This window comes from Pedobacter sp. WC2423, from assembly GCF_040822065.1.
Taxonomy (GTDB): domain Bacteria; phylum Bacteroidota; class Bacteroidia; order Sphingobacteriales; family Sphingobacteriaceae; genus Pedobacter.
Window position 1 is genome coordinate 216,620 of record NZ_CP162005.1, and the last position, 24,693, is coordinate 241,312.

1 protein-coding gene (running past one end of the window) is annotated in these 24,693 nt (G+C 42.3%); it reads left to right on the forward strand.

From position 1 onward, the window contains the following. Positions 1 to 24,693 carry the 5' portion of a non-ribosomal peptide synthase/polyketide synthase gene (locus AB3G38_RS00880; RefSeq protein WP_367866608.1) on the forward strand. Its footprint extends 8,982 nt past the window's final position, so the window shows 24,693 of its 33,675 coding nt (coding positions 1-24,693); the start codon lies at positions 1 to 3; its stop codon lies off the right edge, out of view.

Consider the following 24,693-nt stretch of genomic DNA (forward strand, 5'->3'; position numbering starts at 1 on the left):
ATGCCAATTAATAAATCTCCGCTTCACCCAGCACAAAAAGATGTTTATCTGGATCAATTGATAAACGTAAGTAATCCTTATTATAATATCGGTGGGTACACCAGGATTATAGGACCACTGGTCAAATCCACATTCATTGCTGCAGTTAACTCGGTACCCGAAGTATTTGATGCTTACCGGATGAGGTTTGATATTGATGAACATACACCTCAAATCTATTTTGACGATTCATACCAGCAGCTGGAAATCAAAGAACTTGATTACAGTAGGTATGCGGATGGAGAAGAATTGCTGCAGGTTTGGATGAAGGAGCAGTTTAGTAAACCATTTGAAATTAAAAAAGGTAATGTCCTTTTTGAACATTACCTGGTTAAACTAAAAGACGAAGAACATTTGTATTTCTTTAGATATCATCATTTGATATCCGATGGATTCGGTTTGTCCTCACAAACACGTTATGTAGCTAAAAAATATAGTGCATTAATTAATAACGAAGAAGCAGACTTCACTTACCTCTCTTATCAGGATGAAGCTGTAAAAGCTGATAACTATTATCATTCTGCTGAATATGCAGCAGAAGGAAAATACTGGAAAGATAAGATTGAGAAGAAACCACAACAATTATTACAAAGAAGATTTTTAGACAGCAGTCAGGAGCAAAGGAGAAGTGAAACAGTGGTTGTTAATCTCTCATTAGAAGATGTTACCCTGCTTGAAAACTTGCAGAAAAAAACAAAATCAAGTATTCAACAGCTAACCATTGCTGCGCTGATGATCTATTTTGGCAAGACATCTGATAAGCAGGATTTCATTTTTGGTACTCCCTTACATAAAAGAAAAAATAAAAAAGTTCGGGATATTGTTGGAATGTTTACTGGTATTCTTCCTTTTAAAGGAGTTTATCAGCCAGACCTTTCTGTCGATGAACTGATCAAACATATTACGACTTCCCAACGTGAAGATTACCGGTATAGTAATTATCAGATAGGAGATTTAAGTCGTTATTTTAAGATTAATGCGGCAGAAGAATATCTCCTGGAAGTAGTCATCAATTACGCGATTATTGATTTTGCACTCGATTTTGGAGAAGGCATTCAAGCCGGATTTTATGAACTTCCGAGTGGTTATGGCCGTTATCCAATTGAGATCTGGTGGAAAGACTATGGAAAACAGCAACCTTTACAGTTAAGTATTGATTATCAGCTCCAGTTTTTTTCTGCTGCCGAAATGGAGCTTATTGCACAAAGGCTTTTGTTTATCCTGAAACAATTCAGTACACAGCTGGATAATAAATCAAGTGCAATAGAAATCATCCCACCATCGGAATTACAATTGCTGGAGCATTTCAATGACGTGACTGTTGCTTATCCGGATACCAAAAACCTGGTGGAGATTTTTACAGAACATGCGATTGCAGCACCAGGAGTAATTGCGCTTCAATTCGAAAATCAGCGATATAGTTATGAAGAATTAAATATAAAAGCTAACCAGCTGGCTCATTATCTTCAGGAAAAGGGCGTAAAACGAGATACCTTAGTCCCGATTTGTTTTGACCGTTCGATGGATATGGTGGTCGCTATTTTGGGGATCATGAAGGCTGGCGCTGCTTATGTACCGATTGATCCTGGTTATCCTGAAGACAGGATTAGCTATATGCTCGAAGATACAGAAGCAAAAATAGTGGTCACAACCGCGGCACTTGCAGAAAGATTTAATGCGGTTGAACTGATTCAGCTTGATGCTGACAAGGAAGCTATAGCAAAGCAATCACTGCTTAACCCGGAAAATAAGATACACGCAAGTGACCTGTCTTATGTCATTTATACCTCGGGATCTACTGGTAAACCTAAAGGGGTAATGGTTGAGCATGGAGGAATGCTGAATCACCTGTATTCAAAAGCCAATGATCTGGAACTCAATAGTAACTCTATTGTAGCTTTTACAGCTTCTTATACTTTTGATATCTCTGTATGGCAATTATTCTCTGCCATGTTACGTGGTGGAACAACCATCATCTATACTACTGCACTTATTATGCAGCCAGTTGAACTGATCCGTGCCATTGACAAAGATAAAGTTACGATCTGGGAAGTAGTGCCTTCTTACCTTGCTGCAGTATTACAGGAACAATTCGTTGCGTCATTAACTGCGTTAAAATATCTGCTGGTGACAGGTGAAGCGGTCAGTCAGCCGGTATTGGCACAATGGTTTGAACATGCTTTCTATGGCAGAATTCCGGTCGTTAATGCCTATGGTCCAACGGAAGCCTCAGACGATATTTGTCACTATATCATGCATGATACCCCGGTGAGTACAAATGTGCCATTGGGATCACCCATTCAGAATACGCAATTATATGTCGTTGACAATGCTATGCAGTTATGCCCGATTGGAGTACCGGGAGAGATTGGTGTTGCTGGTATTTGTGTATCAAGAGGTTATTTGAACCGTCCTGAGCTGACCGCAGAAAAGTTTATTCAACATCCTTTTGATCCCGGTTCAGCGTACCTTATGTACCGTACAGGTGATCTTGGCCGATGGCTGCCTGATGGAAATATAGAATATCTTGGCCGTATTGACGATCAGGTTAAAATCAGGGGTTTCCGTATTGAACTGGGTGAAATAGAAGCCGCGCTGCAACAATGCGATGAGGTTATTCAGGCCGTGGTTTTAGTGAAAACAGACGATAACGGGAATAAACGTTTGGTTGGTTATGTTGTCGTTAACAGTGATTTTGATAAAGAACGTATAAGCTTACGTCTGAAGGAAAAACTGCCGGAATACATGATTCCGACATTCTTTATAGAGATGGAAAGTCTGCCATTGACTGATAATGGTAAAGTAGATAAAAAAGCATTACCTGATCCGGATGCAGCTGCCTTGATGACTACAGCTTACGTAGCGCCAAGAAACGAAACCGAGCAGGAGTTAGCGAATATCTGGCAGGATTTGCTGGGTGTGCAGCGCGTTGGTATCTATGATAACTTTTTTGAACTGGGCGGGGATTCAATTACAACGATACAAGTGTCAAGCCGTGCAAGAAGAGCTGGAATCAGCCTGCAGCCCCGGGACTTGTTTATGAATTATACCATTTCCTCACTATCTGCTTTATTAGCTTTACAAGTCGTTTCAACTGCGCAGGCTGCACAAGGTTTTCTGACTGTAAGCAGTGGTTTATTACCGGTACAACAGCATTTCTTTGAAGCACAGACGAAAGACTTTTCGCACTACAATCAACATCTTTTATTAAAGGTTGCGAAACAAATCAGCCAGGAAAAATTAGCAGCCGCAATTAGTGAACTGGTCAAATATCATGATGCTCTGCGTTTCTCTTACAACAGGGAACAGCAGGAGACAGTACAGGTTTATGGCCATTATGAAATTTCGCTTGAAACAGCAGACTTTTCAGGGTCAGCAGAAGATTTGGCATGGATTACTGCTGATTACCAGCAGGGTTTAAATCTGGAAGAAGGGGTCCTGATGCGCGCTGTGTTCTTACAGACGCCTGAAAATGAATCACATCACCGTTTATTGTTAGTTATCCATCACCTTGCCATAGATGGGGTATCGTGGCGTATCCTGCTTGATGACCTGACTTTACTTTTAGAACAGCAGGAAATAAAATCGCTTCAAGAAATTGCAGGAGATAAAACCACTGCGTATTACCAATGGTACGATGCATTAACAGGATATGGTCAGGAACAACGGCTGTTAAACCAGCTGCCTTACTGGGAAAATGCAGTACAGCAATATGTACCGCTGCGTACCTCTATCGATAATCAATTGATAGCAAGCACAGCTGATGCAGGTAGCCTCAAAGTAAGCCTGAATAAAAAACAAACTAAACAATTATTGCAGGAAGTTTCTCAGGCCTATTACACGGAGATCAACGATATATTACTCAGTGCGCTTGCCATTGCGCTTTCAGCTTGGAACGATAACCAGAAAGTTTCCATCGGTTTAGAAGGTCATGGACGGGAAGACATTTCGGCACAAATAGATACCAGTCATACTGTAGGCTGGTTTACTAGTTTATACCCGGTTTTACTGGATGTTAAAAAAGGTGCAGATACAGGCTTTATCCTGAAAAATATAAAAGAGCAGTTAAGGCAGGTTCCGGAAAAAGGAATCGGTTATGGGGTATTGAAATATCTCAATAAGTCAGAGGCATTACAAACCCGCGACCCCTGGGATATTGTATTTAACTATTTAGGTAAACTTGAGCATAATGAGAACGATGCTGCGGTAATTCATCCATTATGGGGAACATTCGGACTTTCTGTTGCTGCTGCTTATCCTTTAAGAGAGAAAATTGCTGTGAATGCGTTGATCAGACAAGGGGTATTGGAAATTCAATGGGATTATAGTACGCTTGATTTTAATGAAAAGGCTGTAAAAGAGCTTGCAAAGGCTTTTGTCTCTGCATTGGAAGAAATTATTAACCACTGTGTGGCTCAGAAAGCGCCATCAGCTACTCCGGCGGATTATGAACTTACAGGGGTAATCAGTGTAACCGAACTGGATGAATTCCTGGCAGAAACGAGCAATGGTTCACCCAGAAAAGACCAGATTGAAGGTTTGGCCAGGTTAAGTGGATTACAGGAAGGTATGTTGTTTCATGGTCTTTATGATGGTGAGGCAGGTACTTATATCCAGCAGTTTTATTGCACGCTGGAAAATCTTGAGGTAGACAAATTTGTAAAGAGCTGGCAGCAGCTGATCAGCCAGCACAGTATTTTGCGCAGCGGATTTTACCACGATGTGTTCAATGTGCCTGTTCAATGTGTTTACAAAGCAGCAGAAATGCCGGTTACGTTACTAGATTACCGTCATTTAAGCAGTACCAAACAGGAAAATGCAATCCGTGAATTTGAGGCATCAGATCGTTTAAAAGGTTTTGATTTTACAGTCTTACCGCTAATGCGTTTGGGTTTGATCCAGTTACGTGATAATTACTATCATATGATCTGGAGTTATCATCATATTCTTTTGGATGGCTGGTCGCTTCCAATCATTCTGGAAGAATTATTACGTGCTTATGAAGCGCAGGTAAAAGCAACAGCTTTACCTGTTTTACCTCATGCGCGTTACGATGAATACATCCGGTACATTTACCGCAAGGATAAAGACACAGCCAGTAATTACTGGCGTAAATACATGCAAGGTGTAAGTGAAGGTACTTTACTGAATTTTATCAGCACTACAGCAGACCGCAACAAAGGAAAAGGTGTTTATGAGAAAGTGAAATTACACCTGGATAGTACTTTTACGGCCTCTCTGATGCAATTTGCGCAACGGAATCATATTACCCTGAATACTTTAATGCAAGGTGTATGGGCCTATTTACTGCACCGTTATACCGGTAAAACCGAAGTCATTTATGGTGTAATCGTATCCGGCAGACCAGAAGATTTACCGGGTGTAGAAAGAGGAGTAGGTATGTATATCAATACGCTTCCTTTACACATCGCAGTGGATGAAGATCAATCTTTAACCGGCTGGCTGCAGGCCTTGCAAATCAATCAGCTGGAAAGCAGAGAACATCAATATACAACCCTGAATGAAATACAGCGTTTATCAGATATTTCAGGGGATATTTTTGATAGTTTACTGGTTTTTGAAAACTATCCGGTTAGTAAAGTACTGAATGAAAAGCCCTGGGAATTGCGTTTGGAAAATATCGGTTTGCATGAGCATACCAATTATCCTTTAAATATAGTCATCCTGGCTACAGATACCATTCAGATTGATTTTGGCTATAATTCCAGCTTATTGTTACCTGAATATGCAGTATCTATTTCGGCACACTTTGAGCAAGTATTACAACAATTCATTAAGATAGGGCAGGGCTTATTATCAGCTGTTGAAATACTATCAGACCGGGAACGAAGCCTGTTATTGGATACCTTTAATGATAGTTCAGATCCATATCTGCAGTCCCCATTAACTATTATGAATGCTTTTCATGCGCAGGTTGTCCTTACGCCAGAAAACACGGCAATCGTTTTCGGATCCGCCTCATTGACCTACCGTGAATTGGATAGACGTTCTGAAAAATTTGCACATGCGCTGATCGGCAAAGGTTTACAACCTGGGGCACTGGTTCCTGTTGCTACTAAACGCAGTATGGACATGATGGTTGGTATCCTGGCTATTTTGAAAGCAGGGGCGGCTTATGTTCCTATAGACCCTGATTATCCGCAAGAAAGGATTTCATTTATGCTGGAAGATACAGCAGGAAAAATAGCCATCACAGACAGTGAATGGCTTTCCCTGTTTACTAATTTAGCACCTGATGTGGAATTTATTTGTCTGGATAAATTAGAATTACCCGAAATAGATAGTGAGGTTCAGTTCAGTATAACTACCCCAGACAGCCCTGCTTATGTAATTTACACCTCAGGTTCTACTGGTCAGCCGAAAGGGGTACTGGTTACAAACCGCAACGTAGTTAGTTTAGTGAAAGATATCAGCTATGTTGAATTAAGTGAACGTGATGTTTTGCTGTCAACAGGTTCACCTTCTTTTGATGCGACTACTTTTGAATACTGGGGAATGCTGCTGAATGGAGGGAAACTGATTCTTTGTCCTGATGATAGTTTATTGGACAGCGGTTTGCTAAAGGAACAAATACAGCTGCACAAAGTGACGAAAATGTGGTTTACTTCCAGTTGGTTCAACCAGCTGATCGATACCGACATCAGTGTATTTGAAGGGCTTTCGGTTGTATTGGCCGGTGGGGAGAAATTATCAGATGAACACGTATTTAAAATCAGGAATACCTATCCTGAATTAACCGTGATCAATGGTTATGGCCCTACAGAAAATACGACTTTCTCCCTCACATTTACGATTGATGACAGGGGCATTATTCCAATTGGAAAACCACTGGATAGCCGTTCTGCCTATATATTAGATGCACAATTGAGATTATTGCCAGCAGGTGTACCCGGTGAGATATACCTGGGAGGTGCTGGTTTATCTCTCGGATACCTGAACCGTCCTGATCTTACTGCAGAAAGATTCATGAATCATCCTTTTAATAAAGGAGAGAAAATATATAAAACCGGAGATGTTGGCCGCTGGCTTCCGGATGGCAATATTGAATACCAGGGACGTATAGATGATCAGGTAAAAATCCGTGGTTATCGTATCGAGCTTGGGGAAATAGAAAATGTCTTACAACAAAGTGAACTGGTTAATCAGGCAGTGGTTCTGGTTAAAGAAGAAAATGGAACTAAACGTCTGGTTGGTTATATCGTACCCGAAGGTGAATTTGACAGAGACAACATTGCTGTCTTTCTGAAAAGCCGTTTGCCAGAATATATGATCCCTGCGCTTTGGGTAGAGCTGGATAAATTACCACTAACCAATAACGGTAAAGTGGATAAAAAAGCCTTACCAGATGCAGATACCGGTACACTGTTTACAGCAAACTACGAGGCTCCGCGCAATACGATGGAGCGGGATCTGGTTACTATCTGGCAGGATTTACTGCGGATTCCAAGAGTAGGTATTCATGATAATTTCTTTGAACTGGGCGGGGACTCTATTATTACGATACAGGTAGTGAGCCGTGCTAAACGAATGGGCTATAACCTGCATCCGCGAGATCTGTTTAGCTGTCAGACCATTGCAGTATTAGCTGCTGTGCTGGCCAAAAGTGAAATTGAGGCTGGCTCATTGGCAGAACAGGGGATTTTAAAAGGTCATAGTGGTTTACTTCCTGTTCAGCAATGGTTTTTTGAAATTGCTGATCAGAAAGAATCACATTTCAATCAGCATGTTTTACTGACGATAACTAAGGATATCACGCCGCAGACCATAGAAGAAGCGATCCGTACATTGGTTCAATACCATGATGCCCTTCGTTTTACTTATAATTCGGATGAAAGCGGATTAGTACAGGAATATGGCACCTATGAAGGTCAGCTTGCTATAGCAGATTTAAACGATGTTGCGCCTGCTCAATTACAAGAAGCCATTTTGCTGACTGGCGAAAAATACCAGCGTAGTCTGGATATTGAAAAAGGGATATTACTGCGTGCAGTGCTGATGCTTACACCAGAAGAAGAAGCACAAAACCGTTTGCTGATTATCGTGCATCACCTTGCAGTAGATGGCGTTTCATGGCGTATTTTGGTGGAAGATCTGCAATTGCTGCTTGAAAATAGTATGGCGCAACCCGTTGAAAATAGTACAGCGCAATCAATTGAAAATACGGATAAGTCAATCGCAAACAGCAAATCAGTAACCAGGTTATTAGGTAAGAAAAGCAGCGCTGTTCGTCAGTGGTATGATGCACTGACAGCGTATTCAAAAAACGATGATTTAAAAACGCAACTACCTTACTGGGAAAAAACAGTACAACAAGCTGGCAGGTTAAAAACGGATTTTGATTATCCGGGTATAGTTACTTATGGTGATACGACCAGCCAGGTCTTAAAATTAAACAGCAAACAGACGCGTCGTCTTTTACAAGAAGTACCCAAAGCTTATCATACAGAAATCAACGATATCTTGCTGGCTGCCTTAGCGATGACGCTGACTGAATGGAACAGCAATCAAACCGTTACGCTCAAAATGGAAGGCCACGGGCGTGAAGATATTTCAAATGGCATAGATACCAGCCGTACTATTGGCTGGTTTACAAGTTTGTATCCGGTATCCCTTGAAATCTCAAAAAATCTGCAGGCCGGTGATGTGGTGAAAAGTGTGAAAGAGCAATTGCGCCAGATCCCGGGAAAAGGCCTTGGTTATGGTATTCTTAAATATATCAATAAAGAACCGGCGTTACAGCACCCTAATGGCGATATCGTATTCAACTACTTAGGTCAGATGAATAATATGCTGGATGGCAATGGAATTCTGGGAACAGCAGAAGAGGAGGCAGGAAGCCCGGTTGGCCATACTTTACAGCTGCCTGATAAACTTTATATCAATAGTATCATTAAAAATGATGAACTGGAAATTGACTGGAGGTACAGTCCTCATCATTTCTCTTCTGCAAGTATTGCACATTTATCAGCGGTATTTATCGCTAACCTGGAAACACTGATCGACCATTGCGTGTCCCGTACAGAAACGGCTTTCACCCCTTCAGACTACGGTCTTGGAAATGTGATCGGTTATGCTGAACTGGATGCATTTTTGGATAACGGAGATGGAAACCGCAGAAAACAAATAGAAAGCATTTATCCGCTCAGCGGGTTGCAGGCAGGTATGCTTTTTCACGGATTAGCAGATACCCAGACTGGTTCTTATGTAGAACAGCTGACTGCTGATATGACGGCCTTGGACGAACAATTATTTGCTCAGAGCTGGGAATATCTGTTGAAACAGCATACTATCTTGCGCAGTGCTATTTATTACGATATTTTCAATGTCCCTGTGCAATGTGTATTGAAAGATGTTAAACTGCCAATTGAGATTCAGGATTACCGTGAACTCAGTAAAAAAGCGCAACAGAAAGCCATTCAGAAATACACAGCTAAAGATCGGATCCGTGGTTTTGATTTTGCAGCAGCGCCATTGATGCGGATCTGCCTGTTCCGCCTGGCAGATAATCAGTACAGATTGTTATGGAGTTTCCATCACATCCTTTTAGATGGCTGGTCATTGCCGGTGCTGATAGAAGAGCTTTTACAAACTTATGAGTCGCTGATCAATGGTCAGCCGGTTTCTATTGCAACAACAGATCGTTACGAAAACTACATCCGTTATATCAACCGCCGTCCTAAACAGGAAGAAAAAGAATATTGGTTTAACTATCTGAAACCGCTGACTGAAAGTAGTAAACTGCCATTTATCAGAACGGTTGTGGCGGAACCAGCAAAAGGACAATTTGAAATAGAGACTATACAACTCAATAAAGCAATTACAGCAAGTCTTACCGCTTACACGCAGCGTAACCGGATTACGCTGAACACACTCGTACAGGGCGTTTGGGCTTATCTGTTACACCACTATACTGGCCGTGCCGATGTGGTTTATGGGGTAACTGTGTCTGGTCGTCCCGAAGATCTGGCAGGAGTAGAGCGTGCAGTAGGTATGTATATTAATACGCTGCCTTTATTCACTCAGATCGAACCCGCTCAGGAGGTATCGGTATGGCTACAACAATTACAGGCCGGTCAACTGCGCAGCCGTGAATTCCAGTATGCTGCATTGAATGAAATTCAGCGTCAGAGTTCAGTTTCGGGCGAATTGTTTGATAGTATCCTGGTCTTTGAAAATTATCCGGTAGATGAAGTTTTATTAGCTCAAACCTGGAAACTACAATTATCTGGAGCAGATGTAAAAGAGCAAACTAATTATCCGCTCAGTATTACGGTGATGGCGGCAGAGCAGATCAATATTCGTTTTGAATATAATACAGAATTATTGAGCGGTGCTGATGTGAAAAGAATGACCGGGCATTTTGAAACTGCCCTGTTCCATATCATTACCCAGAAATCACCAAAACTTGAAAATATAAATATCCTGACCGCTGAAGAAAAAAAGTGGTTAATTACAGGTTTAAATGCGAATCAATTCACTTATCCTGCGGATCAGACCCTGACTAGTCTTTTTGCAGCACAGGTGTTAAAATCTCCCCTGGCAACTGCTGTGCGCTTTGAAGATCAGGAACTTACTTATGCTGAACTTGATGCGCTTTCCAATGAACTGGCTCATATACTTTTAGGTTTTGGTGTTAAAAGAAATACGCTCCTGCCAATATTCATAGAGCGGTCTCCTGAAATGATTGTTGGTCTGCTGGGTATTTTGAAAGCAGGGGCAGCTTACGTACCTATTCATCCGGATTATCCTGCTGAACGTACCGCTTTTATTCTTTCGGATATTACAGCACCCCTCATCTTAAGCAGTCGTGTTAGTGCTGAATTTTTACCCGAAACCGATTTGCCGGTCGTCTTACTGGATAATAAATTACATTCAGGAGGGTTTTCAACAGCGCTTGTTCTTGAAAATAATCCATCAGACCTGGCTTACGTAATTTATACTTCGGGTTCTACAGGGCAACCTAAAGGTGTACTGGTAGAACACCGCAGCGTCGTTAACCTGATCAATTACCAGGGCGCTAAATTTGGTGTAGATCAGACGGACAAAATTCTTCAGTTCTCGAACTATAATTTTGATGCGGCAGTAGAGCAGATTTTCCTGGCGCTATTCAATGGTGCATCACTGGTTATACTGGATGAGGCTACCCGTTTAGATCCGTCTGCATTGGAAAACCTATTGCTAAAAGAGCAGATTACGCACCTTCATGCTACCCCAGGTTTCCTTGAAACTATCAATGCAGGCAATTACGAAGGGCTTAGACGTGTAATCTCCGGTGGTGAATACTGCCGCGTTTCTCTCGCTGAAAAATGGAAACCATTTGCTGCATTTTATAACGAATACGGGCCTACTGAAACTACAGTTACGGCGCTTGAATATCAATATCCATTAGCTTCAGCAGCAACCGGGCAGGATAGTGTTCCAATTGGCCGCGGTTTAGGGAATATCCGCACTTACCTGCTGGATGCACAATTGCGTCCTGTTGCAGCCGGAGTGGCGGGAGAACTGTATATCGCAGGTGTACAAGTGGCAAGAGGGTATTTAAACCGTCCGGAGCAAACCGCACAGAGTTTCCTTGCAGATCCATTTGTAAGCGGAGAACGCATGTATAAAACAGGTGATATCTGTAAGTTATTGCCAGATGGAAATCTGACTTTTGTGGGGCGTAATGATGAACAGGTCAAAGTCCGTGGTTACCGGATTGAACTTGGCGAAATAGAAAATGTATTAGAACAAAGTACACAGGTTTCTCAAGGAGTAGTTTTAGCGAGAACTGATGATCAGGGCAATAAACGCCTGGTAGGTTATGTGGTTCCGGCTGATGCTGACTTATTTGATAAAGAAGAACTGATTACCTTCCTGAAAACCCGTTTACCAGAATATATGGTTCCGGGGTGGTGGGTAGTTTTAGCTCAACTACCTCTTACCAGCAATGGTAAAATTGATAAAAAAGCATTGCCAGATCCGGATGCAAATGATTTGACCATACAGGAGTATGTTGCTCCGGCAAATCAACTGGAACAAACACTGGCTGTCATCTGGCAGGAATTGTTAGGCTTAACACAAGTAGGTGTTCATGATAATTTCTTTGAACTGGGAGGTGACTCGATTATTACCATTCAGGTGGTCAGCCGTGCCAGACGTGCAGGATACGGACTCAATCCCCGTGACTTATTTACCTGTCAGACCATTTCGCGTCTTGCGGCATTCATGGATTTACAACAGGAAGTTAAGGTTGTTGCTGAACAAGGGATTTTAACCGGAAATAGTGGGCTATTGCCTATTCAGCAATGGTTCCTGGAAACAGAAACCGCTGCACTTTCACATTATAATCAGCATATTGTTTTAACAGTTGCTAAAAGCATCAGTGCTGAGCAATTGCAAATGGCACTGGATAAACTCGTGAATCACCATGATGCACTCCGCTTTGCTTATCATTTGTCGGCAGGGGGTTGGGAACAAACTTATAGTGATCATCAGTCAAAAATTGAAGTCTTTGACTATACCAAAAAGCCAAAACAATGGTCAGAAGCTATTCAGGTTAATCTGGATCTTTTACAGGTACAAACGGCTATCGAACAAGGAAACCTGGTGCAGGCAGCCTTATTGATTGCTCCTGCTGCTGAGCCAGCGAATCACTTCCTGTTGGTTGTTCATCATCTTGCTGTAGATGGGGTATCGTGGCGTGTCCTGACAGATGATCTTGAGCTGTTGCTTCAACAGGAAGATCAGCCTGTTTTAGCTGTTTTGGGCAATAAAACAAGCGCTGTCCGTCAATGGTATGATACGATGGCGGCCTATGGCAAACGTACAAACCTGCTGAATCAGGAAGCATACTGGAAAAAAACTAAACAAGGGTTTGTTCCACTGCGTACCGATCATACTTTTAATGAAGTGATAACCATAGCTGATATACAGAATTATACCGTAAAATTAGGCAGTACTGCAACCTCAAATTTATTGAAGGATGTATCTAAAGCTTATCATACCGAAATTAACGATATTCTGTTAAACGCACTGGCGCTTACAATTGCATCATATAATAAAAACAATAAGGTATTGGTGGGGATGGAAGGGCATGGCCGTGAAGATTTAGCAGCAGATGCCGATACCAGCCGTACTGTTGGCTGGCTGACCAGTATGTTCCCTGTTTTACTGGAAGTAGAAACCGGAGCAGGCAGAGGACAGCAGCTTAAAAATATCAAAGAGCAATTAAGACAAGTACCGGATAAAGGAATTGGCTACGGCTTACTGAAATACATTAATAAAACGGAATCCTTACAAGGAAAAGATTCGTGGGAAGTCTTATTTAACTACCTCGGACAATCGGGTCAAACCGCAACTGAAGGTTCATATACTGTACCGCAATGGGAATTATTTGGCTCATCAGCAGGCCGTGATTTCCCGGTTGAAGGAAAACTGGCTGTCAATTGTATGATCATTGATAACGAGCTGGTCTTATACTGGAGTTACAGCAACCGTCATTTCAATACAGCAACTATTCATCAGCTGGCGGCAAATTACCTGTCTCATCTCGAAGATATAATCAAACATTGTATTGGAAAAGGTACCGCGTCATTTACACCTTCTGATTATGGATTGGGTGGGATGATTAGTTATAATGAACTGGATCAGTTTCTGGATGATGATTACAATGGCAAACAAAGGAAATTGCAACTGGAAAGTATGTCCCGTTTAAGTGGTTTACAGGAAGGGATGCTGTTCCATAGTTTATATGATCAAAATGCCGGAGCGTATATCCAGCAGTTTACTGGTGAATTGAAAGATGCAGACATCCATGCTTTTATACAGAGCTGGCAACATCTGCTCAAACAACACAGTATTTTAAGAAGTGCTTTTTACTATGACGTCTTCCAGGTTCCGGTACAATGTGTTTACAAAGAAGCGCAGCTCCCTGTTACTGAACTCGACTTACAGGGGTTAAGTGCTGAACAACAGGAACAGGCCATCCAGGAGTATAAAAAGGAAGACCTGATTCAAGGTTTTGATTTTATTTCGGCTCCTCTGATGCGTATTTGTCTGATTCAGCTGGATGCGGCCCGTTATCAATTCTGTTTAACCCACCATCATATTTTATTAGATGGCTGGTCGATGCCAGTATTAATGGAAGAACTGCTCACTAATTACGAATACCTGATCCATCAAAAAGCTATACCAGTTGTTGCAGAAGACCATTACGAAAATTATATACGTTATATAGAACGTCAGGATAAAGAGGAAGCAACTTCTTACTGGCGTAATTACCTGGATGGATTGGAAGAAGCAACCCTGCTGCCTTTCATCAATAATTTATCAGACCGTACCCAAAGTAACCTGGGATATAGAGAAGAAATTCTAGAGCTTGATGCTGAATTTACAACCCGTTTAACGCGTTACGCGCAGCAAAACCGGGTTACTATTAATACCCTGATGCAGGGAATCTGGTCTTACCTGCTTTATAATTATACAGGAAGAAAAGACGTTTCTTTTGGTATAGTTGTGTCTGGCCGTCCGGAAGATTTACCGGGCGTAGAAAGTGCCATAGGGATGTACATTAGTACTTTACCGCTTCATGGCCAGATTGATTTATCACAGGATATTGCCGCAGGATTACAGAAAATACAAGCGCAGCAACTGGAAAGCAGAGCTTACCAATATACCAGTCTGAGTGAAATTCAACGACTTTCTGGTATCACTGGAAACTTGTTTGATACCTTAATGGTCTTTGAGAATTATCCGGTTAGCCAGGCTTTAGAGGTGAAAAAATGGAGTTTACAAATCAATAACCTGGATGTTGGAGCGCAGCATACCAATTACCCGTTAAGTATTATTGTGATGGCTGGCAAAGAAATAGCTATCCATTTCAGTTACAATGACCTGTTAGCCGAAAACTATATCCAGCTTATCGCTGGTCACTTTAAACAGGTGTTGAATCAGGTAATTTCTTCAGGAAAGCTGAATTTCGGTGATCTAAACCTGCTGACTAAGCAGGAACAAGGACAATTATTGAATGATTTCAATGCCACAAGCATTTCGCCATTACCTGTTCAGACCGTGATTGCCCGTTTTGCAGCACAAGCATTGTTGCAAGCTGACCGCCCGGCTATCATCGCTGGTACAGATTCCCTGAGTTATCGTGAACTGGACAAGCAATCCTCCCGTTTTGCGCATTACCTAATTGAAAAAGGGGTAACCACCGGTACTTTAGTCCCGGTTTGTGAGGAAAGATCAGCAAGTATTGTGACCTCTATACTCGCTATTGCAAAAGCAGGAGGGGTTTATGTTCCGATTGACCCGGGTTATCCGGCAGAACGGATCCAGTATATGTTAGCAGACACGTGTGCAACTTTACTGATCGCCAATGAGAAAGTATTAGCTGGTTTGCCAGTTGTCAAAAATCTGGAATTGATTAACCCTGAAAAGCTGAATCTGGATGAGTATCCGGTTACAGCACCAGTTATCTCTGTTGGTTTAGCAGATCTGGTTTATGTAATTTACACTTCAGGATCTACAGGTCAGCCAAAAGGGGTACAGATTACCCATGCAGGCCTTTCTAACTTAGTGAGCTGGCATCTGGAGCGTTATGAACTAAACAGTGAAAGTAAAACGACCGCAGCAGCGGGGATCGGTTTCGATGCTTTCGGCTGGGAAATATGGCCTGCCCTGAGTGCGGGTGCTGCATTATATATGATAACTGATGAACAAAGATTGTCGCCATCAGGTTTAGCCACTTATTATCTTCAGGAAGGCATTACGCATAGTTTCCTTGCTACGGTTTTAATCCCTGAATTTATAGCAGCCAGCAGAAATAGCGCTTTAGCTTTAAAATACCTTCTTGCGGGTGGAGATAAATTAGCCGCTGTCGATCTGCATGGTTTAGGTTATCAAATCGTGAATAACTACGGGCCAACAGAAAACAGTGTCGTCACTACCAGTTACGTACTTTCAACTGCGGATGGTGAAACTGCGCCTCCAATTGGTATCCCGGTCAGCAATACACAATTATATATACTGAATGAAGAAAACAAACTAAGTCCGGTAGGGGTAGCCGGAGAACTGTGTATCAGTGGTATTGGTGTAGCTACTGGCTATCTGAACCGCGAAGTGCTGACTCAGGAAAAATTTACAGTTAACCCATTCGATCAGAACTGGGGGGCACGGATGTACCGCAGCGGGGATTTAGCACGCTGGTTACCAGATGGAAATATCGAATATCTGGGGCGTATGGATGATCAGGTTAAAATTCGTGGTTACCGTATAGAATTAGGCGAGATTGAAAATGTCCTTCAGCAAAATCCGGCAGTAAAACATGCCATAGTAATTGCTAAAACTGATGATAGCGGCAATAAACAATTAGTAGGTTATATAGTGCCGGAGCATGTTTTTGATAGAGAAAATATGATCAGTTATCTGAAAGACAGGTTGCCTGATTATATGGTTCCTGCTTTATGGGTTGCTTTAGAAAAGCTGCCAATGACCAGCAATGGTAAGGTAGACAAGAAAATGTTGCCTGAAGTATCGGTCAGCAACTTGCTGAGTTTAAACTATGTTGCACCACGAAATACGGCAGAACAAACACTGGTAGAAATCTGGCAAGAGCTGTTGCGCGTAGAGCAGGTGGGTATCCATGACAATTTCTTTGAATTGGGTGGTGACTCTATTATTACGATACAAGCGGTTAGCCGTGCAAAAAGAGCTGGTTTAGAATTTCAGCCGAAAGATTTATTTGTTCACCAGACTATCGCCCGTTTAGCAGCACTTTTACAAGTCGCTAAAGCGCAGCTGGTCAAAGGAGAAGAAGGCACACTATGCGGAAACAGCGGATTGTTACCTATCCAGTCCTGGTTTTTTGCAGATGGAGGTACGGTAACTTCTCATTTCAATCAGCAGATTTTATTAAACCTGGATAAACAAACTGATCATGCCATACTTGAAGTAGCGATCAAACAATTGATAGCTTACCATGATGCCCTGAGATTTATTTATCAGCAAACAGCAGCTGGCTGGCAACAGCGTTATGGAGATTACAGAGGCGAGCTGAAGATCACAGACCTGACACAGATACCCGTTAATTTATTAGCTGATGCCATTACAACTGAATGTAACCTTGCACAACACAGTTTAAATATTGAAGAAGGGATATTGATCCGCACTGTTTTGATGCAGACACCAGCTACTGAACCTTATAATCGCTTATTGGTTGTGGTACATCACCTTGCAGTAGATGGAGTTTCCTGGCGAATCTTTTTAGAAGACCTGACTTTATTACTGCAAGCTCCGCAAAAGGGCTTAACTGCTCCTAAAAGTCATTCTTACAGACAGTGGCAGGAATCACTGGTGGCTTATAGTCAAAGCCGGAGCCTGTTAGCTCAGGAATCTTACTGGAAAACAGCTGCACAACAATACATTCCTCTAAAAACAGAACAGGCGTATACAGCTGAAATCAGGGCTGAGGACACGGCAAACTATATCGTGATTTTAGATGCTAAACAAACGCATCGTTTATTACAGGAAGTTCCAAAAGCATACCATACCGAAATCAATGATATCCTGTTAAGTGCATTAGCCCTTACTTTATCGGAATGGAATGGGCAAGGTAAAGTGTCCATTGGATTAGAAGGTCACGGCCGTGAAAACATGGATGCAGATAGTGATACGAGTCATACTATTGGCTGGTTTACGACGCTTTATCCAGTATTGCTGGAAGTTGGTACAGCAAAAGAACCGGCTGACGTCATCAAAAACATTAAAGAACAATTGCGCCGTATCCCGGTAAAAGGGATTGGTTATGGCATATTGAAATATATCAATAAGGCTTCATTCCTGCAAAGCAAAGATCCGTGGGATGTGGTATTTAATTACCTTGGACAATGGGATAATGCTACTGGTGGAGACGGGCACTTATCAGCTGCTAAAGAAGACACTGGAGCTACAGTAGGAAACGATTTCATTTTCCGCGATAAACTGGCCATTAACAGTTCAATTCGCAGTGGTGAATTGGTTATTGATTTGGGCTACAGCGCGAAACACTTTACTGCAGCTGGAATTCAGCAAATAGGTGAGTCTTACCTTGCGCATTTACAAATCCTGATTGATCATTGTGCGGCACAAAGGACTACTGTTCTTACGCCTTCAGATTATGGGCTGGGCGATGCGGTTACTTATCAGCAGCTGGATAACTTCCTGAATGATACTTATCTTCAGAAAACACGCAGAAACCAGGTAGAGCGCATTTATCCATTGAGTGGTTTGCAGTCTGGCATGTTGTTCCACGGTCTTTATGACGGTGAAGCAGGTAATTATGTAGAACAGTTTACCTCAGTACTCAACTTTGTGGACGAAGTGATTTTTATGAAAAGCTGGGACTGGGTGATGCAAAGACATACAATTTTGCGCAGTGCATTCTATGCTGATGCGTTTAATATCCCTGTGCAATGTGTTTATAAGGAAGTAGCCATGCCGTTAACGGTTTTTGACTACCGTATTATGGATGCATTGGCACAAGAAACCGCGATTCAGGAATATGCTGCTGCAGATCGTTCAGGTGGTTTTGATTTTACAATAGCTCCGCTGATGCGTGTTTGTTTGTCTAAACTGGACGATAACCGTAATCATCTGCTTTGGACGTTCCACCACATTTTACTGGATGGATGGTCTGTGCCGATCTTATTACAGGAATTACTGGAAGTATATGAGGCGCTGGCGACAAATCAGCCAGCACCTGTATTAACTGAAGACCGTTATGAAGATTATATCCACTATATTCAGCAGGACGATAACGGAAAAGCAGAAGCACACTGGAAAAGCTATTTACAACCGATAACAGAAGGTAGTTTACTTCCTTTTGTAAATACCAAAGCCGACCGTACTAAAGGAATCGGGGTTTACAGCCTGAAACAACTGGCTGTGAATGTGGAAACAACTTCGCTGTTAGCAGCTTATGCACAACGTAATCACATTACCTTAAATACATTGATGCAAGGGGTGTGGGCGTATTTATTGTCACAATATACAGGCCGCAACGAGGTGACTTATGGTGTAACCGTATCGGGCCGTCCAGAAGCATTACCAGGTTTAGAACACGCTGTAGGGATGTATATCAATACATTATTGTTAACCGCTACGGTGAATGATTCGCCGTTATCAGACTGGTTGCAAGCTATACAGACAGCTCAACTGGATAACCGCGAATACCAATATACGCCATTGAACGAGGTGAAACGCTGGGTTGCTGTAGAAGGAGAATTGTTTGATACCTTATTGGTTTTTGAAAACTATCCTGTCAGCGAAGTTTTAGCTGCACGTACCTGGAAACTGCAATTGGATGATGCTCAGATTACTTCGCAAACCAATTATCCTTTATGGCTGGTGATTATGGCCGGGGCGGAAATTAATATCCGTTTTGAATACAATACTAATTTACTGGATGAAAAGCAGGTGAACAGGATTGCCGGTCATTTCGAGCAGGTCTTGTTACAACTGGCAACTGCTGACATTGTTGTACCGGGAGATCTGTTTTTATTAACTGCTCATGAGCAGCAGGAGCTTGCTTTATTTAACAGTAAAGTTGTTCCTTATGCTGAAGAAGAAACTTTTGTCAGCCTGTTTGCTGCGCAAGTTATCCGCACACCTGAAGCACCTGCACTGGTTTATGAAAATGATTCCTTGACTTATCAGGAACTGGATGAACGCACGAATCAGCTGGCACATTATCTGCGAATTAAGGGAATAGGAGCAGGATCGTTAGTGCCTTTATGCATAGAACGTTCTCTGGATATGATTATTGGGCTGATTGGAATTTTAAAAGCTGGTGCTGCCTATGTGCCGGTTGATCCTGATTTTCCGCAAGACCGGATTAACCATATGCTGGCCGACACCGCTGCAAAAGTCATTGTGACCAGCAGTACTGGTCTGAATTTATTAACCGAAAGCAGCGCTGAGGCGATTACATTGGATACTGCTATATTAACAGACTATCCGGTTACTGCGCTAAACGAACCTGTTGATGCGTCCAGTCCGGTATATGTAATTTATACTTCCGGAAGTACGGGTCAATCAAAAGGAGTAATCCTGACGCACGGTAACTTAACAGATTATTTAGCAGGTTTACAAGACGCACTTCCGATAGCTTCATGTCTTTCATTTGGTTTGATGTCCAGTATCGCAACTGATCTTGGAAATACCGTATTGTTTGCTGCATTCCTGAATGGCGGAGCGCTGCATGTCTTTTCTAAAGCTGCGATTACTGATCCATATCAGCTGCAAGCTTATCTGGCTGAACATCCGATAGACTGTATCAAAATTGTTCCGTCACATTGGAAAGCACTTTCAATGCCTGATTTCTTACTGCTGCCAGAAAAACTGCTCATTTTCGGAGGAGAAGCGCTGTCGGCAGATTTGATCCATAAAATCAGGGCTTACGGCAGTAATTGTACGCTGGTGAATCATTATGGGCCTACAGAAACCACCATTGGTAAATTATTACATGTGGTGAAAGAGGGTTACGATTATCAGGAAAATATCCCGGTAGGTAAACCATTCTCTAATACCAAAGTATATGTAGTGAATGCCAGTGGACAATTATGTCCTGTAGGTGTACCAGGAGAATTACTCATTGGTGGAGATGGTGTGGCTTCAGGATATCTGAATAACACAGTGCTATCCGCAGAGAAATTTATCAATGATCCATTCTCAGATACCAGTGATATTCGTTTCTATCGTACAGGAGATACCGTTAAATATTTAGCTGATGGGAATATCCTGTTTATCGGACGTGGTGACGATCAGGTTAAAATCAGAGGTTACCGTATCGAGCTGGGAGAAATAGAAAGTGCACTGGCCGGATGTTCTGATTATGTTCATCAGGCGGTAGTGCTGGCAAGACCTGACGATGCAGGAAATAAACGTTTGATAGGTTATATCGTTGCTAAAGGGGAGTATAACAAAGATGCGATTGTCGCTTATCTGAAAAACAGGCTGCCGGATTATATGATTCCGCTGCTTTTTGTGGAACTGGAAAAACTTCCGCTTACCGCTAACGGGAAAGTTGATAAACGTGCTTTACCTGAGCCTGATGTTAATAGCCTTTTACCGAATGATTATGTCGCACCGCGTAACGAAACAGAAAATGTACTGATTGCCATTTGGCAGGAAGTTTTACGCCTGGATAAAATAGGGGTACATGATAACTTCTTTGAACTGGGTGGAGATTCAATTATTACCATTCAGGTAGTCAGCAGAAGCAGAAGAAGCGGTTATGTATTGTCACCTAAAGATATATTTACCTGTCAGACTGTTGCCCGTTTATCGGCACAACTGGCTGTACAGGAAAACAATAAAGTAAATGCAGAACAGGGAACACTTTCAGGAAACAGTGGATTATTACCAATCCAGCAAAAATTCCTGAATAGCGTCAATCCTGTCAAATCATTCTATAACCACCATATCACTTATGCCATAAATAAAGATGTTGCTATAGCGGACTTATCGGCAGCAATCTCTGAGCTCGCGGTTTACCATGATGCGGTCCGTTTTGCTTATCAGCAAACAACAGCAGGGTGGGAGCAAACTTATACTGCTCAGCAAGTGGTGCTTGAAGTTATTGATCTGCAAAATAAAGAAACAGGAGAATTTGACCTGGCATTGGCTGAGCATACTGCACGCTACCAGGAGAGCCTTGACCTTGAAAAAGGTATTTTATTCCGTGCGGTGTTGTTTTTATCGCCGTCAGCAGCACATCAGCTACTCTTTATTATCCATCACCTTGCAGTTGACGGAGTTTCGTGGCGTATCCTTTCGGATGACCTTGAATTGCTGTTACAGCATCCAGGGCAGCCAGCCGCTGCTGTATTAGGCGCTAAAACGAGTTCTTACCGTCAATGGTATGCTGCCTTGGCAGCTTATGGCCATAGCCGTGGTTTACAGGGGCAACAGGATTATTGGGAACAGCATTCCCGCGCTTATGTGCCTTTAAGGACTGATCATCAGTCAGAAATGGTGATTAGTATTTCTGATATGGATACAGTAATGGTTCAACTGGATAGTTCAGCGACCAGCAAACTGCTTCATGAAGTTTCATCCGTTTACCATACAGAAATCAATGACCTGCTGTTAAGTGCGCTGGCACTTACTTTAGCTGACTGGAACAAAACTTCAAAAGTTTCGATCGGACTGGAAGGTCATGGCCGTGAAGAAATTACCCAGGATATTGATACCAGTCGTACTGTAGGATGGTTTACTACCATTTACCCTGTGCTGCTGGAAACTGGAAATGATTATGGCCAGGTCATTAAACAGGTCAAAGAAACCTTAAGACAAATCCCTGATAAAGGATTGGGTTATGGCGTACTGAAATATATCAATCAGTCTTTACAGGCCAATGATCCATGGGATGTACAATTCAATTACCTCGGACAAGCTGGTACAAAACAAGTTACCGGTAAAATGGCACATCCTCAATGGGAAACCTTTGGTTCAGCAATAGGCAATCAAACGCCTGTTTCTCAACCACTGTCTGTTGCCGGAATCATTCAGGATGATCAGCTCGTACTTTACTGGAGTTACAGCAATAAACATTTCCAGAGCGAAAGTGTAGAAGAAATGGCAGCGGCTTATCTTGAAAACCTGGAATCGCTAATCAAACATTGTATTGAACAGCAGGAGGTAAATAACTATACACCTGCCGATTTTGGATTAGCAGGCGCAGTGAGCATTGAGGAATTAGATCAGTTCCTGGACGAAAACTTTGAAGGCAAGCCGCGCAGAGCACAAATAGAAAGTGTTTACAGGTTGAGTGGTTTACAAGAAGGAATGTTGTTCCATGGCATATTTGATGCGCAGACCAGTTCTTCTTATGTAGAGCAGTTTTCAGGAGAATTAACTGATCTGGATACGGATGCTTTCATACAAAGCTGGAACTACTTGCTGAAACAACACAGTGTGCTTAGAAGTGGGTTTTATGCCAATGCTTTTGCTATCCCTGTCCAGTGTGTTTACCAGGAAATCGAAATGCCGATTACGCTGGTTGATTATAGTGGTAAAACTGCTAAACAACAGCAGAAGGCTATCCGTGATTATGAAAAAGCAGACCTGAAAAAAGGATTTGACTTCACCACGGCCCCGCTGATGCGTATCTTCCTGATGAAGCTGAGTGAGACTAAATACCAGCTCTGCTGGACGTATCACCACATTTTAGTGGATGGATGGTCTATGCCTGTATTGATGGGAGAATTGTTAAAAGCCTATGAATTAATATCGGCAGGTAAACAATTGCCTTTACCAGCGGCAGACCGTTATGAAGATTATATCCGTTACATCGAAAACCGCGATGCAGTTAAAGGAGAAGATTACTGGCGGAATTATTTAGCAAATGTGAGTGAAGGTACCTTGTTGCCATTTATTAGTGCAACAACAGAACGGAATAAAGGAATAGGCGTATACAGTACCCATCATCTGGTGCTGGATACTGAAATGACTTCCCGTTTGTCGAAGTATGCACAGCGTCACCGTATTACCATGAATACGCTGGTACAAGGTGTCTGGGCTTATCTTTTATACCGCTATACCGGCCGTTCTGAAGTAACCTATGGTGTTACCGTATCGGGAAGACCTGACAATTTACCTGGTGTAGAACGTGCCGTAGGAATGTATATCAATACCTTGCCTTTGCGGGCAAAGGTAGATGAATCACAGTCTGTCCCTGCATGGTTGCAAACGATCCAGGGAGAGCAGTTGGAAAGCCGTGAATATCAGCATATCGCATTGAACGAGATTCAGCGCTGGGCCGGTATTCCGGGAGATCTTTTTGACAGTTTACTGGTCTATGAAAATTATCCAAGCAACCCGATTACTACGCCATCGCTTAGTTTACAGGTTGATCAGGTAAGAAAAGAAGAACATACCAATTATCCTCTTGGTGTAGCCGTAATGGTTGCAGAAGAAATCACGGTATATTTCAGTTATAATACTTCATTACTCACTAAAGGGTATATGGAGGCTATTGCAGGGCATTTTGAACAGGCCATCCTCGGTATGACCAGTGCTGATAACCTCTTGTTGAAAGACATTGAAATAATGTCTGCCCCTGAAAAAGAGCAAATAATTCATACTTTCAATGCTACGGCCTCTGTTTTCCCTGAAGCAAATACAATTATCGATCAGTTCAATGCACAGGTGGCGCGTACGCCAGATGCTCCTGCATTTATTACAGATCTGGTGACCATGACTTATCAGGAGCTGGATCAGCAGGCAGGCCGTCTGGCAAATTACTTGCTTGATCAGGGCGTTGGCGCAGAAACACTGGTGCCTTTATGTCTGGAAAGATCTCCTGAAATGGTAATCAGTATTATGGCAATCCTGAAAGCAGGGGCAGCCTATATTCCGATAGATCCTGATTATCCGCAAGACAGAATCCGTTTCATGCTCGAAGATACTGCTTCTACCGTAATGATCAGCAGTAGTCAATGTGCAGGTTCCTTACCCGCTGATGGTCTTAAAGTCATTCAGCCGGATATTGAATGGGAGCAGATTAATAAATATGACTCCGTTACTGAGATTATGCTAAGTCCGGATAACCTGGCTTACGTGATTTATACTTCCGGTTCTACAGGTAAACCAAAAGGTGTACTGATAGAACAC